At 60.3% G+C, this 21377-nt stretch carries 23 protein-coding genes; 10 read left to right on the top strand and 13 right to left on the bottom strand.

The window, feature by feature from the left end; genetic code table 11:
- The first annotated feature begins 9 nt into the window (after positions 1-9).
- The 3 genes from FJD34_RS13585 (at position 10) to rpoS (ending at position 2800) form a co-directional block, all read left to right on the top strand.
- The gene (locus FJD34_RS13585) at positions 10-645 is read left to right on the top strand and encodes a protein-L-isoaspartate(D-aspartate) O-methyltransferase (RefSeq protein ID WP_174553301.1); all 636 of its coding nucleotides are present in this window, start codon (positions 10-12) and stop codon (positions 643-645) included.
- Positions 646-856: 211 nt separating this feature from the next.
- Positions 857-1690, top strand: coding sequence for a peptidoglycan DD-metalloendopeptidase family protein (locus FJD34_RS13580; protein WP_032858339.1), 834 nt, complete (start codon positions 857-859; stop codon positions 1688-1690).
- A 105-nt stretch (positions 1691-1795) separates the two neighbouring features.
- A complete protein-coding gene (gene rpoS, locus FJD34_RS13575; RefSeq protein ID WP_032858137.1) occupies positions 1796-2800 on the top strand; it encodes an RNA polymerase sigma factor RpoS in 1005 nt (334 codons plus the stop codon).
- A 194-nt stretch (positions 2801-2994) separates the two neighbouring features.
- On the opposite strand, the gene FJD34_RS13570 is transcribed toward rpoS, so the two are convergent.
- Positions 2995-3204 carry a cold-shock protein gene (locus FJD34_RS13570; RefSeq protein WP_002554837.1) on the bottom strand — a complete coding sequence of 70 codons (210 nt, stop codon included), beginning with the start codon at positions 3202-3204 and terminating at the stop codon, positions 2995-2997.
- A gap of 390 nt (positions 3205-3594) precedes the next feature.
- Between FJD34_RS13570 and dcd the strand changes: the two genes are divergently transcribed.
- The gene (dcd, locus tag FJD34_RS13565) at positions 3595-4161 is read left to right on the top strand and encodes a dCTP deaminase (protein WP_003219273.1); all 567 of its coding nucleotides are present in this window, start codon (positions 3595-3597) and stop codon (positions 4159-4161) included.
- 107 nt (positions 4162-4268) lie between these two features.
- Complete coding sequence (locus FJD34_RS13560) at positions 4269-4466, top strand: hypothetical protein (protein WP_032858134.1); 198 nt, start codon at positions 4269-4271, stop codon at positions 4464-4466.
- A gap of 3 nt (positions 4467-4469) precedes the next feature.
- Here FJD34_RS13560 and FJD34_RS13555 read toward each other — a convergent pair whose 3' ends face one another.
- The 11 genes from FJD34_RS13555 to FJD34_RS13505 form a co-directional block, all read right to left on the bottom strand.
- Entirely contained in the window at positions 4470-5231 is a 762-nt protein-coding gene (locus FJD34_RS13555) for an ABC transporter ATP-binding protein (protein ID WP_090290586.1), read from the bottom strand.
- A 13-nt stretch (positions 5232-5244) separates the two neighbouring features.
- On the bottom strand, positions 5245-6363 hold the full coding sequence (locus FJD34_RS13550; RefSeq protein WP_090290587.1) for a succinylglutamate desuccinylase/aspartoacylase family protein: 1119 nt from the start codon (positions 6361-6363) through the stop codon (positions 5245-5247).
- Between the two features lie 9 nt (positions 6364-6372).
- Positions 6373-7083, bottom strand: coding sequence for an ABC transporter permease (locus FJD34_RS13545; RefSeq protein WP_032858129.1), 711 nt, complete (start codon positions 7081-7083; stop codon positions 6373-6375).
- Complete coding sequence (locus tag FJD34_RS13540; protein WP_090290588.1) at positions 7080-7808, bottom strand: ABC transporter permease; 729 nt, start codon at positions 7806-7808, stop codon at positions 7080-7082. The genes FJD34_RS13545 and FJD34_RS13540 overlap by 4 nt, the downstream gene beginning before the upstream one ends.
- A 60-nt stretch (positions 7809-7868) precedes the next feature.
- Entirely contained in the window at positions 7869-8651 is a 783-nt protein-coding gene (locus tag FJD34_RS13535; protein WP_032858125.1) for a transporter substrate-binding domain-containing protein, read from the bottom strand.
- A 243-nt stretch (positions 8652-8894) separates the two neighbouring features.
- Positions 8895-11336, bottom strand: coding sequence for a penicillin acylase family protein (locus FJD34_RS13530; RefSeq protein ID WP_090290589.1), 2442 nt, complete (start codon positions 11334-11336; stop codon positions 8895-8897).
- Positions 11337-11543: 207 nt separating this feature from the next.
- Positions 11544-12188, bottom strand: coding sequence for a glutathione S-transferase N-terminal domain-containing protein (locus FJD34_RS13525; RefSeq protein WP_090290590.1), 645 nt, complete (start codon positions 12186-12188; stop codon positions 11544-11546).
- Between the two features lie 152 nt (positions 12189-12340).
- Positions 12341-12541, bottom strand: a complete 201-nt coding sequence (locus FJD34_RS13520) for an SEC-C metal-binding domain-containing protein (RefSeq protein ID WP_032858122.1) — start codon at positions 12539-12541, stop codon at positions 12341-12343.
- Positions 12538-13029 (bottom strand): LEA/WHy family protein, encoded by a 492-nt coding sequence (locus FJD34_RS13515; protein ID WP_032858121.1) that lies wholly within the window; start codon positions 13027-13029, stop codon positions 12538-12540. Before FJD34_RS13515 ends, FJD34_RS13520 begins: the two co-directional genes overlap by 4 nt.
- Before the next feature lie 124 nt (positions 13030-13153).
- The gene (locus tag FJD34_RS13510; protein ID WP_032858120.1) at positions 13154-13624 is read right to left on the bottom strand and encodes a YchJ family protein; all 471 of its coding nucleotides are present in this window, start codon (positions 13622-13624) and stop codon (positions 13154-13156) included.
- 2 nt (positions 13625-13626) lie between these two features.
- On the bottom strand, positions 13627-14124 hold the full coding sequence (locus FJD34_RS13505; protein ID WP_032858119.1) for a DUF6231 family protein: 498 nt from the start codon (positions 14122-14124) through the stop codon (positions 13627-13629).
- A 190-nt stretch (positions 14125-14314) separates the two neighbouring features.
- Here FJD34_RS13505 and FJD34_RS13500 point away from each other — a divergent pair, with 190 nt between their 5' ends.
- The 3 genes from FJD34_RS13500 to FJD34_RS13490 all read left to right on the top strand — a co-directional run bounded on the left by FJD34_RS13500 (position 14315) and on the right by FJD34_RS13490 (position 16238).
- The gene (locus tag FJD34_RS13500) at positions 14315-15010 is read left to right on the top strand and encodes an OmpA family protein (RefSeq protein ID WP_032858118.1); all 696 of its coding nucleotides are present in this window, start codon (positions 14315-14317) and stop codon (positions 15008-15010) included.
- Positions 15011-15190: 180 nt separating this feature from the next.
- Positions 15191-15487, top strand: a complete 297-nt coding sequence (locus tag FJD34_RS13495; RefSeq protein ID WP_032858117.1) for a DUF1145 domain-containing protein — start codon at positions 15191-15193, stop codon at positions 15485-15487.
- On the top strand, positions 15480-16238 hold the full coding sequence (locus FJD34_RS13490; protein WP_032858116.1) for a hypothetical protein: 759 nt from the start codon (positions 15480-15482) through the stop codon (positions 16236-16238). Before FJD34_RS13495 ends, FJD34_RS13490 begins: the two co-directional genes overlap by 8 nt.
- Positions 16239-16348: 110 nt before the next feature.
- Here the strand turns inward: FJD34_RS13490 and FJD34_RS13485 are convergent, their stop codons facing one another.
- Positions 16349-16813, bottom strand: coding sequence for a CopD family protein (locus tag FJD34_RS13485; protein WP_090290591.1), 465 nt, complete (start codon positions 16811-16813; stop codon positions 16349-16351).
- 99 nt (positions 16814-16912) lie between these two features.
- Between FJD34_RS13485 and dinG the strand changes: the two genes are divergently transcribed.
- Both dinG and FJD34_RS13475 read left to right on the top strand, forming a co-directional pair.
- A complete protein-coding gene (gene dinG, locus FJD34_RS13480; protein WP_032858113.1) occupies positions 16913-19057 on the top strand; it encodes an ATP-dependent DNA helicase DinG in 2145 nt (714 codons plus the stop codon).
- Between the two features lie 89 nt (positions 19058-19146).
- The gene (locus FJD34_RS13475; protein ID WP_373290104.1) at positions 19147-21363 is read left to right on the top strand and encodes a beta-galactosidase; all 2217 of its coding nucleotides are present in this window, start codon (positions 19147-19149) and stop codon (positions 21361-21363) included.
- Positions 21364-21377: the final 14 nt, after the last annotated feature.

The raw sequence follows: 21377 nt of genomic DNA, 5'->3' as shown, positions 1-21377 counted from the left end.
GGCATCGGCATGACCTCTCAACGCACCCGTGAACGCTTGATCCAGCGGCTCTACGAGGAGGGCCTGTCCAACGCCCAGGTATTGGAAGTCATCCGTCGAACCCCGCGCCATCTGTTTGTCGATGAAGCCCTGGCCCATCGCGCATACGAAGACACTGCGTTGCCCATTGGTCATAACCAGACCATCTCCCAGCCCTATATGGTGGCGCGGATGAGCGAGCTGTTGTTGGCCGCGGGGCCATTGGACAAAGTGCTGGAGATTGGTACGGGCTCCGGCTACCAGACCGCTGTGCTGTCGCAATTGGTTGAGCGGGTGTTTTCCGTCGAGCGGATCAAGGTTCTGCAGGATCGGGCCAAGGAGCGCCTGGTGGAGCTGAACCTGCGCAACGTGGTCTTTCGCTGGGGCGACGGCTGGGAAGGCTGGCAGGCATTGGCGCCTTACAACGGTATTATCGTGACGGCCGTGGCCACCGATGTGCCCCAGGCGCTCCTCGACCAATTGGCTCCGGGCGGGCGCCTGGTGATTCCGGTGGGGTCGGGCGAAGTGCAACAGTTGATGTTGATCGTGCGTGAAGAAGAAGGCTTTTCCCGGCATGTTCTGGGGGCGGTGCGTTTCGTTCCGTTACTCAATGGCCCATTGGCCTGATCATTTATGACGGCATACTGAATTCTATCCTTGGGTATGTGTCTTACAGCGGGGTTCATTGAGTCAACATCAAGTTGGGTAGTTATTAAACGAGATGAATTTTTCGTTTCTACCTTGTTGCCGGTTAAAGTCCGGCAGCCAGTTATACTTGCAGCATATTTCAAGCCTGATACAGGCGTTCATGTTTCAGCCACCACAAAGGGAGCGGCGGGTGAGTCTCACAGTCATTGCGCAGCGTATGAGTAAAACGAGCTTTCAGCGACTGGTGATTGGCCTTGTCTTGAGTTCCTTGTTGGCCGCCTGCTCCAGCACGGGCAGCGGGGCGCGGGTCGTCGACCGCAATAATGCGGCACCGCAACGGCCTACAGTGACCACCGGGCAATACGTGGTGCGCAAGGGCGATACGATGTTCTCGATCGCCTTCCGGTATGGCTGGGACTACAAGGCGCTCGCCGCGCGTAACAATATTCCTGTGCCTTATACGATACATCCTGGGCAGACCATTCGCTTCGATGGCCGCACCGGTTCAACGCCTACGGCAGTTGTGACAAAATCCGGTTCCTCGCCTTCCTCTTCCAGCAAAACCACGGTCTTTACGCGCCCCGCCGGCACTGCTGCGCCGGCTGCTGCGAGCAAGCCGGCACCCGCGCCGTTGCCACCTGCCGGGCCTGCACCGAAGGGGTGGGGATGGCCCTCAAATGGCATCCTTATTGGGAAATTCTCCTCAAACGGTAGTTTGAATAAAGGCATTGATATCGCCGGGGATTTGGGACAGCCTGTTTTAGCTGCGTCTGATGGGACGGTTGTATACGCCGGGAGTGGTTTACGGGGCTACGGCGAATTAGTCATCATCAAACACAGCGATACCTACGTCAGTGCCTACGGTCATAACCGCAGGTTGTTGGTTCGGGAGGGGCAGCAGGTCAAAGTCGGACAGACAATTGCCGAAATGGGGTCAACTGGTACAGACCGGGTGAAACTGCACTTTGAGATTCGCCGCCAAGGGAAACCTGTAGATCCGCTGCAATTCCTACCCCGTCGTTGATGTGTTGCCAGCCTGTTCCCTCACGTAGAAGGAACAGGCTCCAGCGTTGCCAAGGATAAAGGCGTCGCTTGAGCTTGAGGTCGAACTCACCAAAGGACTATAACAATGGCTCTCAGTAAAGAAGCGCCGGAGTTTGACATCGACGATGAGGTTCTCCTTATGGAGACCGGCATCGGGACGGAATCGATGTCGAATGAGGGACCCGCTGTACCTTCAGTTCGCACCAAGTCCAAAAACTCCACAGCGTTAAAACAGCATAAGTATATTGACTACACCCGGGCGCTTGATGCGACCCAGTTGTACCTCAATGAAATCGGCTTTTCCCCCTTGCTCACTCCCGAAGAAGAAGTCTTTTTTGCGCGCTTGTCGCAGAAGGGCGATCCGGCTGGGCGCAAGCGCATGATTGAAAGCAACTTGCGACTGGTGGTGAAAATCGCCCGACGCTACGTCAATCGTGGGCTTTCCCTGTTGGACCTGATCGAAGAGGGCAACCTCGGCTTGATCCGGGCAGTCGAGAAGTTCGACCCTGAGCGGGGTTTCCGCTTCTCGACCTACGCGACATGGTGGATTCGCCAGACCATCGAGCGGGCAATCATGAATCAGACCCGGACCATCCGGTTGCCGATTCATGTCGTCAAGGAGCTTAACGTCTACCTGCGGGCAGCGCGTGAGCTTACCCAGAAACTTGATCATGAACCTTCGCCTGAAGAGATCGCCAACCTGCTGGAAAAACCAGTGGGCGAGGTCAAGCGCATGCTGGGTCTCAATGAGCGTGTGTCTTCGGTCGATGTCTCGCTGGGTCCGGATTCGGATAAAACCCTGCTGGACACCCTGACGGATGATCGTCCAACAGATCCTTGTGAGCTGTTGCAGGACGATGATCTGTCGCAAAGTATCGACCAGTGGCTTTCAGAGCTGACGGACAAGCAGCGTGAGGTGGTGATTCGCCGCTTCGGGCTGCGCGGCCATGAAAGCAGCACCCTGGAAGATGTTGGCCTGGAGATCGGCCTGACCCGTGAGCGGGTGCGGCAGATCCAGGTGGAGGGTCTCAAGCGCTTGCGGGAGATCCTGGAGAAGAATGGTCTGTCGAGCGAGTCGTTGTTTCAATAGCGACGCTTGACCCAATGTGGGAGCGGGCTTGCTCGCGAACGCGGAGTATCAGTCGACAGATGTACTGACTGATCCACCGCATTCGCGAGCAAGTCCGCTCCCACATTTTTTATGCTCGACCATAACGGTCGAATGGCAGGCATAAAAAAACCCCGCTTTTAAGGGCGGGGTTCTTTCGACTAAGTCAGTACAAGTTAGATAACTTGAACTTCTTCAGCTTGCATGCCTTTCTGACCGCGGGTAGCGATGAAAGAAACCTGTTGGCCTTCTTTCAGGCTTTTGAAGCCGTCGGATTGGATAGCTTTGAAGTGAACGAACAGGTCGTCACCGGATTGTGGAGTGATGAAGCCGAAGCCTTTTTCATCGTTGAACCACTTAACGGTACCAGTTTGGCGATTAGACATGGTGTATCTCCTTGGACAAAGTTAACTGCGACTCAGGAAAAGCCCTGGCCGAGACTGAGTGCAAAGAGCAGGAAAAATTCTTGGAGATGGTTGGATCGAAATTCAACATCGTGTAGAGATTCTCAGTGACACAAGCAGCACAGTGGCGCCACCTTAACCCTTTTTCCGGAACGTGCCAATGGTATTTCCGAAGGTTTCTCTATTTTCGTGACTGGCGGTGCCCTTTACAGGCCCGCGTGCCATCAATTCAGGGCCAGGGCCCGGTCTACACGGCTGACAGTGACCGGGCGCAACTTAATCAAGAAAAACCCCCGCGTCCTTTGAACCGCGAGGCCAGCCCCGGTAAGATGCCCAACAGAATTTTCCACCTCGCTATTCAGGACACCCGCCATGAGCATCAAATCGGACAAGTGGATTCGCCGCATGGCGCAAGAGCACGGCATGATCGAACCCTTCGTCGAGCGCCAGATGCGCGGTGAAGGCGCCGAACGCCTGATCTCGTTCGGGGTTTCCAGCTACGGCTACGATGTGCGTTGCGCCGATGAGTTCAAGGTCTTCACCAACATCAACTCGGCCACCGTCGATCCGAAAAACTTCGACGAGAAGAGCTTCGTCGATGTGAAGAGCGACGTGTGCATCATCCCGCCAAACTCCTTTGCCCTGGCGCGCACTGTCGAGTTCTTCCGTATTCCGCGCAACGTCCTGACCATCTGCCTGGGCAAGAGCACCTACGCGCGCTGCGGCATCATCGTCAACGTGACGCCGCTTGAGCCGGAATGGGAAGGCCACGTGACCCTGGAGTTCTCCAACACCACCACCTTGCCCGCCAAGATCTACGCCAATGAAGGTGTGGCGCAGATGCTGTTCTTCGAATCCGATGAAGAGTGCGAAGTGTCCTATAAGGACCGTGGCGGCAAGTACCAAGGCCAGCGCGGCGTCACTCTGCCACGCACCTGATAGAAACGTCTTACAGATCAAGGGAATTTGTCAGCGGGCAGGCACTCTATTGGGTGTACTGCCTCGGCGCGTGCACAGCGCGCCGAGCCACGCTTGAGGAGTACCCTATGAAGATCGACCCGCGAATCAGCGCCGAACTTGCCCGGCTGGAACCCAATCAGATTGGTGTTCTGGCCTGGTCCCTGATGGCCGACCCCGCCGCCGGCGGCATTCCAGGCCAGCCAGACCCCGACACCCCGGAACAACCCTCCGAACCTGGCGTTCCGACCCTGCCGGACGAGCCACCTCCCGCACCTGTGGCCTGACGCCTACACGTGTCCCGTCAGAAACTGTTGCAGCCGCTCGCTTTTCGGGTTGCCCAGCACGTCTTCCGGTGCGCCATGCTCCTCCACCAGGCCTTGGTGCAAAAACAGCACCTGGCTCGATACCTTGCGTGCAAAGCTCATCTCGTGGGTCACCATGATCATGGTCCGCCCCTCTTCAGCCAAGCCCTGGATCACCCTCAGCACTTCGCCGACCAATTCCGGGTCCAGGGCTGAGGTCGGCTCGTCGAACAGCATCACTTCCGGCTCCATTGCCAGGGCGCGGGCGATAGCCACCCGCTGCTGCTGGCCACCCGAGAGGAACGCTGGATACTGGTCGGCCACCCGTGCGGCCAACCCCACCTTGTCCAGATAGCGCCGGGCACGCGCCTCGGCGTCCTTTTTGCTGCACCCCAAGACCCGGCGCGGGGCCATGGTGATGTTTTCCAGCACGCTCATATGGCTCCACAGGTTGAAGTGCTGGAACACCATCGCCAGACGGGTGCGCAGGCGCTGCAGCTCATCTTCGTCGGCCACGCGCATGCCGTTGCGGTCGCTGACCATGCGGATTGGCTGGCCGTCGAGGCTCATGGCACCGTCATTGGGTTGTTCAAGGAAGTTGATGCAACGCAAGAAGGTGCTTTTCCCCGAGCCGCTGGCGCCGATCAGGCTGATCACATCACCGCTTTTGGCCTTGAGCGAAACACCTTTGAGCACTTCATGGTCGCCATAGCTTTTATGCAGGCCTTCAACGGTCAGTTTGTACATGGGGCGTGCATCCTCAAGGCGATAGTAAATAGCCGCTGCGATAGGGCGTAAGCCCGGCGATATGGGCAATGACCATGCCGGCCGTGGCCATGCGCCGCAACGATCGGGCATACATCAGGCCGGCGTGGCGGTTGTGAATGGGGGTGACGCGGTCGTGAATAGGGTCGATGACCTCGGCGACCAACTGCCCGGCGTCCAGGTATTCCCCTGGCAATGCGTGGAACACCAGCAGGCCACCCTCCGGGGTGGCTACCGGCTCGACGGCGGCCAGTGGCGTGGCGGGGTAGGGCAGGTCGGGCAGCGGGGCAGGCTCGCCGCTGATGGCGCCGAACTGGATCAGGTAGTCGATGATCGCCTGGCAGTCGAGGCTGGCCAGGCCGTGATTGACATCGCCCTGGCCGCGTAACTCCAGGGTCACGGAAAAGCTGCCGAGGGGAATCTTGAAGCGTTCGCCAAAACGTTGCTGCAACTGCCACCAGAGCAGGGTGAAACACTCATCGAAGGATTGCCCGCCGGAGTCGGTGGCCAACAGGCTGGCTTCGGCGCCGATGTAGCGGGCCAGCGGTTCGACCTGGGGCCAGGCCTCGGGTGTGGTGTACAGATGGGCGACGGCTTCGAAGTCGCAATGCAGGTCCAGCACCATATCGGCATCACAGGCCAGGCGTTGCAGCACCAGGCGCTGGGATTGCAGTTGCGTGACCGGTGCATGGCGGTCGAGAGCCTGGCGCAGGCTGTCGCGGATCAATGCGACGTTAAGCCTGGGATCATCCCCCAGCAGGCCTTCGACCTGGTTGCCGACCTCTTCGCTGAGGTCGATAAACAGGCGATTGAAGTTCTGCCCGCTCTCCAGTTCGTAGCGGCCCAGGGGAATATCCATCAGCACCTGCTCCAGGCCCACCGGATTGGCCACGGGCACCAGCACGATTTCGCTGCGCAGGCGCCCGGCGGCCGCCAGCTCTGCCAGGCGGGCCTTCAAGTGCCAGGCCACCAGCATGCCCGGCAGTTCATCGGCGTGCAGCGAGGATTGGATGTAGATTTTGCCTTCGGCCTGCTCGGGCCCGAAATGGAAGCTGTGGATCTGCCGTGCCGTGCCCGGCACGGGCGCCAGGAGGGGATAAATCTGTTGCCGCATAGGGGCTCCTTAATGGCTCGGCCCGAGAAAGGCCAGCCAGCGACGCTCCGCCAGACGAAACAGACCGACCAGGGCAAAGGTCACGGTCAGGTAGATCAGCGCAGCGATACCGAACGATTGGAAGGTCAGGAAGGTAGCCGAGTTGGCATCCCGGGCCACTTTGAGAATGTCCGGGATCGTCGCGGTAAAGGCTACCGTCGTCGAGTGCAGCATCAGGATCACTTCATTACTGTAGTACGGCAATGAGCGGCGCAGGGCCGAGGGCATGATCACGTAGGCGTACAGTTTCCAGCCGCTCAGGCCATAGGCTTTGGCCGCCTCGACTTCGCCGTGGGCCATGCTGCGGATGGCGCCGGCGAATATTTCGGTGGTGTAGGCGCAGGTGTTGAGGGCGAATGCGAGCAGGGTGCAGTTCATTGCGTCGCGAAAGAACGCATCCAGCACCGGTTGCGCGCGAATGGCGGCAAGGCTGTAGATGCCGGTGTAGCAAATCAGCAACTGGATATAGAGCGGTGTGCCGCGAAACAGATAGGTGTAGAACTGCACCGGCCAGCGCACCCAGCGGCTGGGCGAGACGCGGGCGATGGACAACGGGATCGACACCACGAAGCCGATGCAGAGCGAGGCCGTGAGTAGCCACAGCGTCATGGCAAGGCCGGTGATGTGGCTACCGTCGCTGTAGAGGAAGGGGCGCCAGTATTCCTGCAGCAGTTCGATCATCGCACCGCCTCCCGTACGCCTGCGGAGTAACGGCTTTCCAGCCAGCGCAGGACGAAGTTGGAGACGCTGGTGATGACCAGGTAGATCAAGGCCGCGACCACCAGGAAAAAGAACAGTTGGTAAGTGCTCTTGCCGGCGTCCTGTGCGGCCTTGACCACGTCGGCCAGGCCGATGATTGATACCAGCGCCGTGGCCTTGAGCATCACCATCCAGTTATTGCCGATGCCCGGCAGGGCGAAGCGCATCATTTGCGGGAAGGTTACGTAGCGAAAACGCTGCCCGCGCTTGAGGCCATAGGCGGTGGCGGCTTCCAACTGGCCACGGGGTACGGCGAGGATCGCACCACGAAAGGTCTCGGTGAAATAGGCGCCGTAGATAAAGCCCAGGGTAATCACCCCGGCGCCGAACGGGTTGATCTCGATGTACTCCCATTCCATGTAGTCGGTGAACCCGGTCAGCCAGGTTTGCAGGCTGTAGAAAATCAGCAGCATCAGCACCAGGTCCGGCACCCCGCGAATCAAGGTGGTGTAGAGCTGTGCGGGAATGCGCAATAACGCCAGGCTGGACAGCTTGGCGCTGGCACCGATCAGCCCCAGCACGACGCTGACGGCCAGGGACAGTACCGATAACTTGAGGGTCATCCAGGTACCTTGCAGCAACAGCGGGCCAAACCCTTTCAGGCTGAACGCGCCAAGCCCGAGGGTCTGCAACAGGTCTTCAAACATAGGGTATGCCTTTGGCCATCGGTCGTGCGCCCGCCCCTTGCCGGAGCGGGCACCGCAGCATTACTTGCCGCTGAACAGGTTCAGATCGCCAAAGTGCTTTTTCTGGAGGGTGGCGTAGGTGCCGTCATCGTGTAACGCTTTGATACCTTTATCCAGAAGGGCTTTCAGCTCTTTGTTACCTTTTGCGATGCCCACGGCGGTCTTGGAGGGCAGCAGTTCGCTGTCCACCGGCTTGCTGACTTCGTAGTCCGCGCCTTGTGGCGATTTCAAAAAGCCCAGTTCGGCTTGCAGCATGTCCTGGATCGATGCATCGAGGCGGCCCGACGTCAGGTCGGCATAGACCTGGTCCTGGTTCTGATAGGCCTGGGTTTTCACCCCGGCCTTATCCAGCACGGCCTTGGCGTAGGCTTCCTGGATGGTGCCTTGCTCATACCCCACCGTCTTGCCTTTGAGGGATGCGGTGTCTTCGCTCAGGCCCGAGCCTTTTTTGAAGACATAGGAGGTGGGCCCGGAAAACAGCTCATTGGAAAAATCGATGACTTTTTCGCGGGCCGGGGTCACGGTCATGGAGGAAATCACACCGTCGAATTTCTTGGCTTTCAGGCCCGGGATCATGCCGTCGAAGTCGCTTTCCACCCACTTGCACTTGACCTTCAGCTCCGCACAAATGGCATTGCCCAGGTCGATGTCGAAGCCCACCAGGCTGCCGTCGGCGGCCTTGGATTCAAACGGCGCGTAGGAAGGATCCACACCAAAACGCAATTCTTTGTATTCCTTGGCCAAGGCGGTACCGGCGGCCATGCACAGCGCGAGTGCAGAAAGGGTCAGCAATGCTTTTTTCATTAAGTAATCCCTGGAAACCAAGATAAGCGCTTGTGGCGCGATTAGGACTGTTACTGAACGGTGTCAGACGTATCCCAGGTAGCAATTTCTGCACCATAGTTCTGAACAGTCTTTTAAATTGGCAGGATTACGCGAAGGGCAACGTGGTAAGCGCCCGATATCGGGCGCTACAGATCTTCAGCACCATTGCAGTGCGGGCGGGTCACGAACTGTAGGAGCTGGCTCGTCAGCTCCTATATGGGGTTATTTCCCAGGGACCAGAGTCAATCGAGTCTTGCCGTACACCTTGTCAAAGTTCTGCGGCTGCATCGGGAAGCTCAAGTATTGCGCCTTGAGCCACGGATCGATGCCATTGGCATAGTTCGGGCTGGCGGGGTTGCCGGATTGGCCGATACCGCCCTGGCCCATCATCGGTTCCACCTGGCCGAAATCCACAATCATGCGCAGGGCCTGGACCTGAGTGGTGGCGAAGTCCTGCCCCCAGTTGTAGGGCGATGCATTCAAGGTGGTGTGATCGCCACCTGCCGCCACCGGACCACGCAGGGTCTGGCCGCTGGTGTTCTTCCAGGTGTAGCTGTGCAATTTGCCCCATTGCCAGGCCTTGTGATCTGCGCCCAGCAGGCTGTCGCCGGCGGTGATCGCAGCGGCCAGGCTGCGGGCGAGGATCACCGGTTTGTCTTCTTTTTGCGCAGTGCGCAGGTCGTCCCAGAATGGGCTGTCTTCGCGCCCCAACAGATGATCGGCCTGGGCGGCGTAGGACAGGTTGGCGTTGCTGACAAAGGCTTTCCAGGTGGCACTGGTTTGCGGGCCCAGTTCATCGAGGAAAATCTGCTTGGCGCTTTCTTGCAGGAACAGTTGGTAGATCGCAGCATCGCTCGACGTGGCAGCCAGGCGCCCGTCGAACGCCATCAGGCGGCCCAGGGTCTCCTGCGCCTTGGCCCGATCGGCAGCAGGCAGGGCATCGATCGCCTGTTTCAGTGGCAGGGCCATACCCGGCGCCTGGAACATGCTTTTGAGCTTGGCAGCGAACAGCGTGGTCTGGTCGTACTGCATGGCGATTACGCTACGGCTGTCGTGCTTGCCGTTACCGGCCAGTTGCCCCAGGCGTTCGCTGCGCTCTGGCGCGGCCCAGGAGTTGGACAGTTGCATGCCATAGCCGTGGGGCACGGTGCGCTGGTTGGCCGTGCCGACCCAACCTTGTGGCGGGTCCTGGTCATAGGGGTGCAGCATCGCGTCGGCGTAGCCATCCCAGTCAAAGCGCCCGTCCCAGCCTGGCGACGGCAGCAGGCCTTCGCCTTCGCGGCGGTTGGGGAAGCGCCCGGTGACCTGCCAGCCGATATTGCTGGCGTCGGCAAACACCATGTTCAGGGGGATCGCACGAATTTCGCGGCTGGCGTCCGAGGCTTTTTCCACGTTCTGCGCCCGGGACAGGTCGAAAAACGCATCCAGGCTCTTGTCATCCTTGAAGTCGGCGGTTTGCAGGGCCAGGCCATAACCGCTGGTCAGCGACTGGGCGCTGTTGAGCAGCGGCCCGTGGCGGGTTTCGTACACCGCCTCGCGGATCGGTCGCTGGCCCTTGGCGAAGAAGGTTTCGTTACGCACGATGGTCGGCAGCCATTTGCCATTGTGTTCGTAGTACAGCGCGCTGCCCTGGCGTTTGACCTTCTCCAGGAACAGGTCCTGGGTATCGCCGGACACCTGGCTCATGCTCCAGGCCACCTTGCCGTTGAAACCCGACAGCAGGGTAGGAATCCCGGCAATCGACACCCCGGCCGCCTGGTATTTCGGCGCGCGGATTTGTACGAAAGTCCACAGGGACGGCGCCTGCATTGGCGTCGACAGGTCGTTCGCCAGCAGGCTGCGGCCACTGCGGCTGCGTTGCGGGGCGATGGCCCAGTTGCTGGAGGTGGAAACCCCGAGGGTGTTGAGGCTGCCGAGGCGCTCGTTGATGCTGGTGAGCGTGGCGAGACCGGGAATCTGGCCGAGGTTGACGCCCTTGAGCTTGTCGGACTCCGCCGCAGGCAGCGGCTCGTCCGGGTAGCTTGGGGTCAGCCAGGCGAGTTTGTCGGCGCCGATTTTTTGCGCCAGTACCAGGGCGGACAGTTCTTCCTGCAGGTTGGCCGACTCACTGAAGTTGAGCAGGCAGAACAGCAGCGCCGAATCCTCCGGCTTCCAGTATTCGGGCTTGTAGCCGGTCTGGGCCAGGTCTGCCGGCAGCTTGTCGCGGTAGCGGAACAGGTAGGCGTTGACCCCGCGTGCATACACTTCGAAGAAGCGCTTGAGGCGCGGCGACGAGGCGTTGTACAGCTCGCTGGCGCTTTTCTTCAGGTTGACGGCACGCATGAAACGGTCGACATCCAGCACATCCGGCCCGGACATTTCCGCCAGACGGCCCTGGGCCAGCAGGCGCAGGGTGACCATCTGGTTGATCCGGTCGCTGGCGTGCACATAACCGAGGGTGAACAGCGCATCGTGGAACGTGCTGCTTTCAATCAGCGGCATGCCCTGGCTGTTGCGTCGTACGGAAACATTTTGCGCCAGGCCCTTGAGCGGCTGTACGCCGGAGACGGGAGGCAGGGTGTCCTGGCTGTTCAGTGACTGGCAACCGGCCAGGCCCAAGGCACTGGCCACTGCCGCGGCAACGCCGAACCGGGGAAGAAAACGTGAGAGGGCTGGCGAGGCCATGGCAAAGCTCCTGCGGGGGGTAACGTCAGTAAAGGCGCTACGTTAGTGAGCGCGGCGAACCGACGCAAGCGGGAGGCGATGCTAATTTTTTCAAATCCCTGTAGGAGCCGGCTTGCCGGCGAAAAACTACCCGGCGCCACGTTTATCCAGGCACTCAGCGTTTTCATTAACGATCTTCGCCGGCAAGCCGGCTCCTACAGGGCACGATCAGGATTTTGGCGGGTTGACCTTCTGCACCCAATCATAGGCCCGCACCGTCGCCGGACGCTCCTTGATCAGGTTGAACCAGCGATGCAGGTGGGGAAAATCTTCCAGGCGCTGGCTCTGCCATTTGTGGGAAACGATCCACGGGTAGATCGCCATATCGGCAATGCTGTAGGCCTCGCCGGCGACGAAGCTGCGATCGGCCAGGTGTCGGTCCAGTACGCCATAGAGGCGGGCGGTTTCATCGACGTAGCGTTTGATGGCGTAGGGGATTTTTTCCGGGGCGAACTGGCTGAAATGGTGATTCTGCCCGGCCATCGGCCCCAGGCCGCCCATTTGCCAGAACAGCCATTGCAGCGCTTCCTGGCGACCGCGCAGGTCCCTGGGCAGGAACTGGCCGGTCTTTTCTGCGAGGTACAACAGGATGGCACCGGATTCAAACAGGGAAATCGGTGCGCCACCGTCGCTCGGCTGCTGATCGACAATGGCGGGAATACGGTTGTTGGGCGCGATCTTCAGGAAGTCTGGCTTGAACTGGTCGCCCTGGCCAATGTTGATCGGGTGCACCTCGTAGGGCAGGCCGGCTTCTTCCAGGAACAACGAAATCTTGTGACCGTTGGGTGTGGTCCAGTAATACAGGTCGATCATGAAGCTCTCCAGGATTGGTGATGCTTGAGCGGGCAGGACGCCCGATGATGTGCCTGTAGGTATAGGTAATGTTCGACTACCGAAAATTCAATGAAATATTTGGGTCTATCGATAGAACTGTAGGAGCCGGCAAGCCGGCTCCGTGGGGTGTATCAGACACCGTGGCACTTCTTGAACTTCTTGGCGCTGCCGCATGGGCATGGGTCGTTGCGGCCCACATCCTTCAGGGCATTGCGCACGGGTTCCTGGTGGGCATGGCCGCAGTTCGGGCCGTGGACATGACCATGGTCGTGATCGTGGTGATCGTGATCGTGGTTGCAGTCAGGACCATGGACATGGGGTTGCTGAGTCATTGGTGTCGCTCCGGAATAAAATCGCCGGGGATTATCTCGTCATTGCGCATCACGTGCACGTCGTTACCGATGAATAATCCGGTTTTCAACTCACCTTCCAGGCGATAGGGGATGGGACGATCCGGATTTTTCAGCAGGTCGGCGATTTCCCGCACCTGCGGCCACAGGTTGGTGCGCACCGTGACTTTGAAAAATCCCCGGCCATGGGGCGCAATGGTCAGCCATTCGTTGGACTCGCCTTCGGTCAGTTCCACATTGGCCAGGCTTATCTTGTAGATCAGGCCGCGCACGGTCAGGTCCGAGTCACTGCGGTTATCCACACGAAAGTGCAGTTTGAATTTCTGCTCCAGCAGCTTGGCGCGCACCAACTCGACCTTGACCAGATGGATCTGCGGTGGCGGCGTGTCATCGGCGAACCAGGACGCGCAACCCGAGAGGCCAACGGTCACTGCGAGCAGGCAGCTATACGCGAGTAACCGGCTAACCATGGCGTGGTCCCTGTAGGAGCGAGCTTGCTCGCGAAAGACGTTAACGATAACGCACGTAGCCTGGATAAACGCGATGCCCTTTAGTTCTTCGCGAGCAAGCTCGCTCCTACAAAGAAGCGGAATTTTACAGATAGCTGGAACAGCACTTCTTGAACTTCTGCCCGCTGCCGCACAGGCAAGCATCATTGCGACTGGCCTTCACTTGTACCGTGGGATCAATGAAGTACCAGCGCCCATCGTTCTGTACGAAGGATGACTGTTCCCGGTGGCTGTGTTCTCCGGTGCTGTCATGCCAGCGCGCGGTAAAGGTGACGAAGGCGTGTTCAGGCTGCCCGCCAAACACCTCGGAGCTTTCCACTTCCAGGCCCAGCCAGGTGCTTTGGGCGCTCCAGGCACCGATGGCGTCACGGTCCAGGCCGCTCTGTTGCGCCGGTAGCGTGGTCGCCACCAGATAATCCACCAGCCCCAGCACATAGGCGCTGTAGCGCGAGCGCATCAACGCGGTGGCGCAGGGCGCGGGGTGGCCGGTGTGGTAATGGCCGCAGCAGGCGTCCAACAGGTTGCCGCTGCCGCAAGGGCAAATGGATGTACTCATGGTTACCACCAATACTTTCCGAAATTTTCCGGGTTGGCCCAGAACCGAGCGTTCAACCAATCCGGTACTTGTTTGTATTCAAGCAGATCGTAGGTAAATAGCGTCAGTACCTGATTGTCGCGGCAAAAGTGCTCGCTGGTCTGTAGGGCCAGGGAGAAAAAGTCGGTGTCCTTCCAGCCGCAGGCAGCCAGGTCGGCGAGGACGGCGATGCGGCTCGCGTTCAGGTTGCGTACCCCACCGAGTAACTCCAGCCCTGCACGTTTTGACAGGTGCTCCAGGCAGTCGACCACCAGGGCCAGGTCAAATCGCTGGGCGGCCAGTTCGCCAGGCAATGGTCCTGGCCCTGCGACGCAGACGACCGTATCAGGGTGTGCCTGCTTGAACGCATCCAGCGCCGGGAAGTGGCCGGCACCCAACACCAGCAGGCGTTTGGGGGCTTGTCGATCAAGTAGGGCAGCCAGTGCTTGCTGCGGCGTACGGGAAGAATTGCCGGCGGTCATCGAAGATCCTCACATCAGAACCGTGAAGACTAGCCTGCTTGAGCGTGCGGGCCTAGAGCGGGTGATGGCTTGTTGCTCGGTAAAAGCAGCCTGGGCCAATGAATACGGGCTTTTACGGGCTGGCGCAGATGAAAAGAGCGGTCTTTACTCCACCCATCGGCTTGCGGCCGATCCCCTCAGGAGAAATCAAATGAGCATCATGCGGACAGCTCTACCCTTGGTTCTGCTAACCGGAGTATTGACAGGTTGCGCAGGCTTGCAAAAAACCGACTGGCCCACCTGTGCAGCCCTCGGCGGCGTCACCGGTGCCGCGCTTGGCGCTACCGAAAGCTCGTCATGGGCTGGCGGCGGCGCGTTGTTGATTGGCGGGATGGCCGGCGCCTATTGCTGGGTGCATGGCGACGGTGACGAAGACGGCGATGGCGTACCGGACAGCCGTGACAAGTGCCCGGGCACCCCCAAAGGCGTGCAGGTCGATGCCAATGGTTGCCCGCCGGAACCTGAGGTGGTCGTCGTGGAAGAGGTAGTGGTGATCAAGGAAGAGACCATCGTGATCCGTGACGTGCACTTCGAGTTCGATTCGGCCAGGCTCACGGCGGCCGATAAAACCAAGCTCGACACGATTGCCACGCGCCTCAAACAGGAAGCACCGAGTGCGCAACTGCGGGTCAGTGGGCATACCGACAGCGTCGGTAAAGACGCCTACAACCAGAAACTCTCGCAAAAGCGCGCACATTCGGTGACCGAGTACCTGGTCCACTCCGGTGTGCCCCGCAGCAACTTTGTGTCCGTGACCGGGGCCGGTGAGAGCCATCCGGTGGCCGACAATAAAACCGCTGACGGCCGAGCCCTGAACCGCCGCGTGGAAATCCAGATCAACCGCTAGGGCATTTGCGATATGCCCTTGGGTGACTCCAAGGGCATTTCTGACGGCTGATTCCGACAAATCTCGGCGATCAGGACGCCAAGTTGTACGTTTCTCAAGTTTTTTAATCCTTCACTGGCAAATCGCCTGTAGAACTCGTTACTGTGCGCCCAAAGAATAATGTGCAAGGGGGCATGGGGCATGAAGCTGTTTTTGCGAGTGGGGAAGTTGCTGGCGTTGCTGTTCTGGGCGGTTGTATTGGTCAATCTGTTCAAACCACTGACCAATCCATTTCATCTGTTGGTCAACCTCGTCGGCAGCCTGCTGTTGCTGACCCATCTGCTGGAGTTGGTGCTATTCAACGCCAGCGTCAAACATCGTGCCCACCCCTGGCGTGACCGCCTGCTGATCCTGTTGCTGGGGATGTTCCATATAAAGAGCCTGCCTGCGCCTACGGCTGTTGATGATCAAGACAACAAGGATGCCAATCATGCGTAAGGTTTTTTTCCTGGCCCTGCTGGTCAGCCCCATTGCCCTGGCCGAAAGCGTCAGTGTCGAGACTCACTCGTTGCTGCGCCTGCCCAACAGCACCAGCGTGCTGCAGTTGGAGCGCCTGGAAGTGGCCGACTACGGCACCTTGTTGATTCCGGCGAATATCACACAGGTCACTGTCGACGAACTGCATCTGGGGCGAGAGGCACGGATTGCCATCGTGCCCAGCGCCTCGGCCCTGCAATTGCAGGTGCGGCATGCGCAGTTGGAGCATGGCAGCCAGATCACTTCCCGTGGCGCGCCTGGTACCCATGAAAAACCGGCCAAGCCGGGGCGTGACCTGACCTTGCGGATCACCCAGTTGAGCGCGGATGAACTGTCGGTTGATGCCCGTGGGGGCACGGGTGCCCAAGGCTATGCCGGCCTGGATGGCGCCAATGGCGAAGACCCGGGTTGCACCTGGGGTTCGGCCGGGCGTGGTGCCAATGGTGACAACGGCGGCGACGGGCTGCCAGGCGCTGCGGGTGCGGCAGTGCGCATCGAGTTGCCGCAGGATTATCCGCGCGAGCAGATCAAAGTCTGGGTTGATGGCGGTGCTGGCGGCTTGCCAGGTGTTGCCGGCAAGCCGGGCAAGGGCGGGCAGTCCAAGGGCTGCCTGGTGTACCGCGCCGATGGGGGCGAGAAGGGGCGGCCGGGGCTCGAAGGGCAGTCGGGGCCGGCGGGGCCTGCCGGTTCAGTGACCATCCAGCGGCTTTGATTCGCTGGGGCTGACGCTATCGCGAGCAAGCCCGCTCCCACACTTTGATTTGTGAATACCTTCAAAGTGTGGGAACGGGCTTGCCCGCGATGAGGCCCTGAAGCACACCCTCAGAACATCGGCCGAGCCGAGGCAATCGCCACCACCACCAACCCGACAATCAGATTGATCCCCACCAACTTTCGGATTTTTCCCAGCACCTGCGCGCCCGTCGCCCAGTCCTCGGCTGCCACAGCCGTGCGCAGTTCAGGCAGTTGCAACGCCTGGATCCGGATAAACAGCGCCGTCATCACCACATACAACCCCATCATCACCTGCACATAACGCGGTGCGGTTTCAAACCCGCTGAAGCGCAGTTGCAATAGGCCGACGCCACTGATCGGCAAGATCAGCACCGCCACCCAGACCCACACGAAAAAACGCGGAAACACATTCGCCCACAGTTTCAGCCGCGCCGGCCCCTCAAGCGCCGCCACAGCGGCCGGGCGCAGGATCATCCAAGCGAAAAACATACCACCGACCCATACCAGGGCGGCTAATACATGCAGGGTGTAGGCAAGGCTAAAGGCGGTCATTGAGGTACTCCGTTCTGCGCGGGATTAATTAGCGGGGTATGATAGCGGCCGATCCGAACCACTGAAAATTTATCCAGCGTTTTTTGCGCCCGACTATCCATGATCAGCACTGAACTCAAAACCACGATCCAGGGCGCCTACTCGCGTTTTCTCGAAGCCAAGAGCTTGAAACCGCGCTACGGCCAGCGCCTGATGATCGCCGAAGTGGCCAAGGTCCTCGGGGATATCGACACCGACGACGAAGGCCGGCGCAGCGGCGACCCCGCGGTCGTGGCCGTCGAGGCCGGCACCGGTACCGGCAAGACCGTGGCCTACAGCCTGGCGGCGATTCCCACCGCCAAGGCCGCCGGCAAGCGCCTGGTGATTGCCACCGCCACCGTGGCCCTGCAAGAGCAGATCGTCTACAAAGACCTGCCGGACCTGATGCGCAACAGCGGCCTGAGCTTTACCTTTGCCCTGGCCAAGGGCCGTGGCCGCTATATGTGCCTGTCCAAGCTGGATGTGTTGCTGCAGGAAGGCCATGCGCAAACCGCCACGGCCTCGCTGTTCGAAGAAGAAGGTTTCAAGATCGAAGTCGACGAAGCCAGCCAGAAGCTGTTTACCAGCATGATCGAGAAACTGGCCGGCAATAAATGGGATGGCGACCGCGACAGCTGGCCCAATGCCCTGGAAGACGCCGACTGGGCGCGCCTGACCACCGATCATAGCCAGTGCACCAACCGTCATTGCCCCAACTTCGGCCAGTGCGCCTTCTACAAGGCCCGCGAAGGCATGGGCAAGGTTGACGTGATTGTCACCAACCACGACATGGTCCTTGCCGACCTGGCCCTTGGCGGCGGCGCGGTGCTGCCTGACCCGCGCGACACGCTGTACGTGTTCGACGAAGGCCACCACCTGCCGGACAAGGCCATCGGCCACTTCGCCCACTACACCCGCCTGCGTTCCACTGCCGATTGGCTGGAAACCACCGCCAAGAACCTCACCAAGCTGCTGGCCCAGCATCCGTTGCCGGGCGACCTGGGCAAGCTGATCGAACAGGTGCCGGAGCTGGCGCGGGAGATCAAGACCCAGCAACAGTTCATGTTCAGCGCCTGCGAGCAGGTGGCGGACTTCAAGCCCGGCGAAGACGTTGAAGGCCGCGAACGGCCACGCCATCGCTTCGTTGGCGGGCTGATCCCCGAGCATATGCGCGAGATGGGCGTCGAGTTGAAGAAGGGTTTTTCGCGCCTGACCGATTTATTCACTCGTCTGACCGACCTGCTCAAGGAAGGCATGGACGGCGAGGTCAATATTGGCATCGCCAGCAACCAGGCCGAGGAGTGGTATCCGCTGTTTGGCAGTCTGCTGTCCCGTGCCCAGGGCAACTGGGAGTTGTGGACTGCCTTCACCGTCGAAGACCCGGAAGACAATCCGCCCATGGCCCGCTGGCTGACGCTGTCGGAGAGTGGTGCGTTGTTCGATATCGAAGTCAACGCGAGCCCGATCCTTGCGGCGGAAATGCTCCGGCGCAACCTGTGGAACGTGGCCTATGGCGCATTGGTGACCTCGGCCACCCTGACTGCCCTCGGGACCTTCGACCGGTTCCGCATGCGTGCCGGCCTGCCGAAAAAAGCCGTCACCGCCGTGGTGCCCAGCCCGTTCCATCATGCCGACGCTGGCGTGCTGCGGGTGCCGGACCTCAAGGCCGACCCACGGGATGCGCCGGCCCATACCGCGGCAATCATTCGTGACCTGCCGTCGCTGGTGGAGGGTTCCAAAGGCACGCTGGTGCTGTTCTCGTCACGCAAACAGATGCAGGACGTGTTCGACGGCCTTGACCGCGACTGGCGCAAGCAGGTGTTTATCCAGGGCAACCTGTCGAAACAGGAAACCCTGAACAAGCACAAGGCGCGGGTCGATGGTGGGGACTCCAGCGTGCTGTTCGGCCTGGCGAGTTTCGCCGAAGGTGTCGACTTGCCCGGGGCTTACTGTGAACACGTGGTGATCGCCAAGATCCCGTTCTCGGTGCCGGACGATCCGGTCGAGGCCGCACTGGCCGAATGGATAGAAGCCCGCGGAGGCAATCCGTTCATGGAAATCTCAGTGCCGGATGCCTCGTTGAAACTGGTCCAGGCCTGTGGTCGCTTGCTGCGTACCGAAGAAGACCGGGGCACCATCACCTTGCTCGACCGCCGCCTGGTTACCCAGCGCTATGGCAAGGCTATCCTGAATGCCCTGCCGCCTTTCCGGCGCGAAATTTCTTAATCCACAGTGGGCGATTTCGCCCACTTCGTGGTCTATCTCATGTATGTCATCAGGCCATTCACCGGCCGAATTGGGAGAACCTTGTTCGTATGATTCGCACGCTGCCTGCTCTTTTTGCCCTGTTGCTCGCTGCGCCATTGCTGGCCGCGCCGGTCGGGCAACAGACGCTGTTCAACTTTGTCCGGCCGGCCGACGTGGTCAAGGTGGCGACCCAGGACGCCAGCCTGCCGCAATACAATGCCGAACAGACTCCGGAAGGCGAGGTGTTGCGCCGCATCACCTTCAACCCGGCGGCGGAACCGAGCCTGGTGCTCAGCCCGCAGAACGGCGTGTGGGACTGGTCGCAATCGAGTGCCATGAGCCTGCGTATCCAGAGCGCGATGGACTGGGCGCTGACGTTGTACGTCAAGGTGCAGAGCAGCGACGGCAAGACTCTGGTCAGTCGTATTGATTTGCCAGCGGGGCCTGCGCAAACCCTGCTGGTGCCGCTGCAAGCCAACTCGCCCTTGAGCCAGGGCATGAAGGCCGGGCCGCCGATGCCGATCACCGTGGACGGTCAGCGCGTGATGCTGGCCGGCAGTGCGGGTGAAATCGATCGCAGCCAGGTGGTTTCGGTCACCCTGTCGATGATCAAGCCGGTTGCAGCGCAAAGCATCCTGCTGGAACGCTTTGGCGTGCAGGACAGCGAACCGGTGCTCAAGGCCGCCTACAGTGAGCTGGTCGATGCCTATGGGCAGTCCAACCGTGCGCGCTGGCCGGAAAAAGTCAGCAGCGACGAGCAGTTGAAAGCCGCTGCCGCCAAGGAGCAGCTACAGCTCAAGGGCTGGCTTGCGGAACATGACAAGGCCGCCCTGGACAAGTTTGGCGGCAGCACCAAGGGCCCGGCCTTTGAGGCCAGCGGTTTCTTCCGCACCCAGAAGCGTGATGGGCGCTGGTACCTGGTGACACCGCTGGGGCATCCGTTCTACTCCCTGGGCGTCAACACCGTGACCCCGGACAACAGCCAGACTTACGTCGCGGGGCGCGAATGGATGTTTGGCGCACTGCCCAAGGCGGGTGAGCCCTTCGACAAGTATTACGGCAGCGGCGACAACCGTGGCGGCAATGGTGCCGATGCTGGGCGCGGCTTCAATGTGGGGCGCTGGTACGATTTCTACGGTGCCAACCTGCAACGTACTTATGGCACCGAAGGTTTCGACCAGGCTCGCTGGCTCGGCCACACCCTGGACCGCCTGCAAGCCTGGGGTTTCAACACGGTCGGCAACTGGAGCGCCCCGCAATTGGGTGATGCTGATCGCGTGCCTTACACCATGCCCCTGTCGATCATTGGCGACTACACCAGCATCAGCACCGGTATCGATTGGTGGGGCGGCATGCCCGACCCCTTCGACCCGCGCTTTGCCATGGCCACCGAGCGGGCCGTGGCGATCGCCACCCGTGACCATCGCGACGATCCCTGGTTGATTGGCTTCTTTGCCGATAACGAGCTGGCGTGGGCCGGTCCCGGCGATGATGCGAAATCCCGTTACGCCCTGGCCTACGGCACCCTGCGCATGACCACGGATGTCCCGGCCAAGCGTGCGTTCCTCAAGCAACTGCGCGACAAGTACCGTAACGAAGAGGGCCTTTCCAAAGCCTGGGGCATCCACCTGGCTGGCTGGGAATTGATGGAAGATCCCGGTTTCGAACCGCCGGTTCCGAACGCCGAGCACCCGGAAATCGAGGCCGATTTCCAGTATTTCCAGAAAACCTTCGCCGATGCCTACTTCAAGACCATCTCCGATGCGCTGAAATGGCATGCGCCCAACCAGTTGCTGCTGGGGGGACGCTATGCGGTCAGTACCCCGGAGGCCGTGGCGTCCTGCGCCCAATATTGCGATGTGTTGAGCTTCAATATGTACACCCTGACCCCTCAGGACGGCTACGACTTTGCGGCCTTGCGCGCACTGGACAAACCGGTGTTGATCACCGAGTTCAACGTTGGCTCGGCCGACCGTGGTCCGTTCTGGGGCGGTGTGACGCAATTGGCCAGGGAAGAGTTGCGCGGCCCGGCCTATGCGACCTTCCTCAAGCAGGCCATGGCCGAGCCGTCGATTGTCGGCGTGCACTGGTTCCAGTACCTCGACCAGCCGGTGACCGGGCGTTTGCTGGATGGTGAAAATGGTCACTTCGGCCTGGTGGGGATCACCGACGTGCCGTTCCAGGGCTTCGTCGAGAGTGTGCGTAAAAGCAACCTGGCGGCGATCCGGCAGTTGGGCCGGGAAGCCGAAAAAGCCAAGGCAGCGGCGGGTTCCCAAACCCAGTAATGACTGGAACAATG

Origin of the sequence: Pseudomonas brenneri, from assembly GCF_007858285.1 — a bacterium.
Taxonomy (GTDB): Bacteria; Pseudomonadota; Gammaproteobacteria; order Pseudomonadales; family Pseudomonadaceae; genus Aquipseudomonas; species Aquipseudomonas brenneri.
This window is presented reverse-complemented; position numbering and strand designations above follow the sequence as displayed.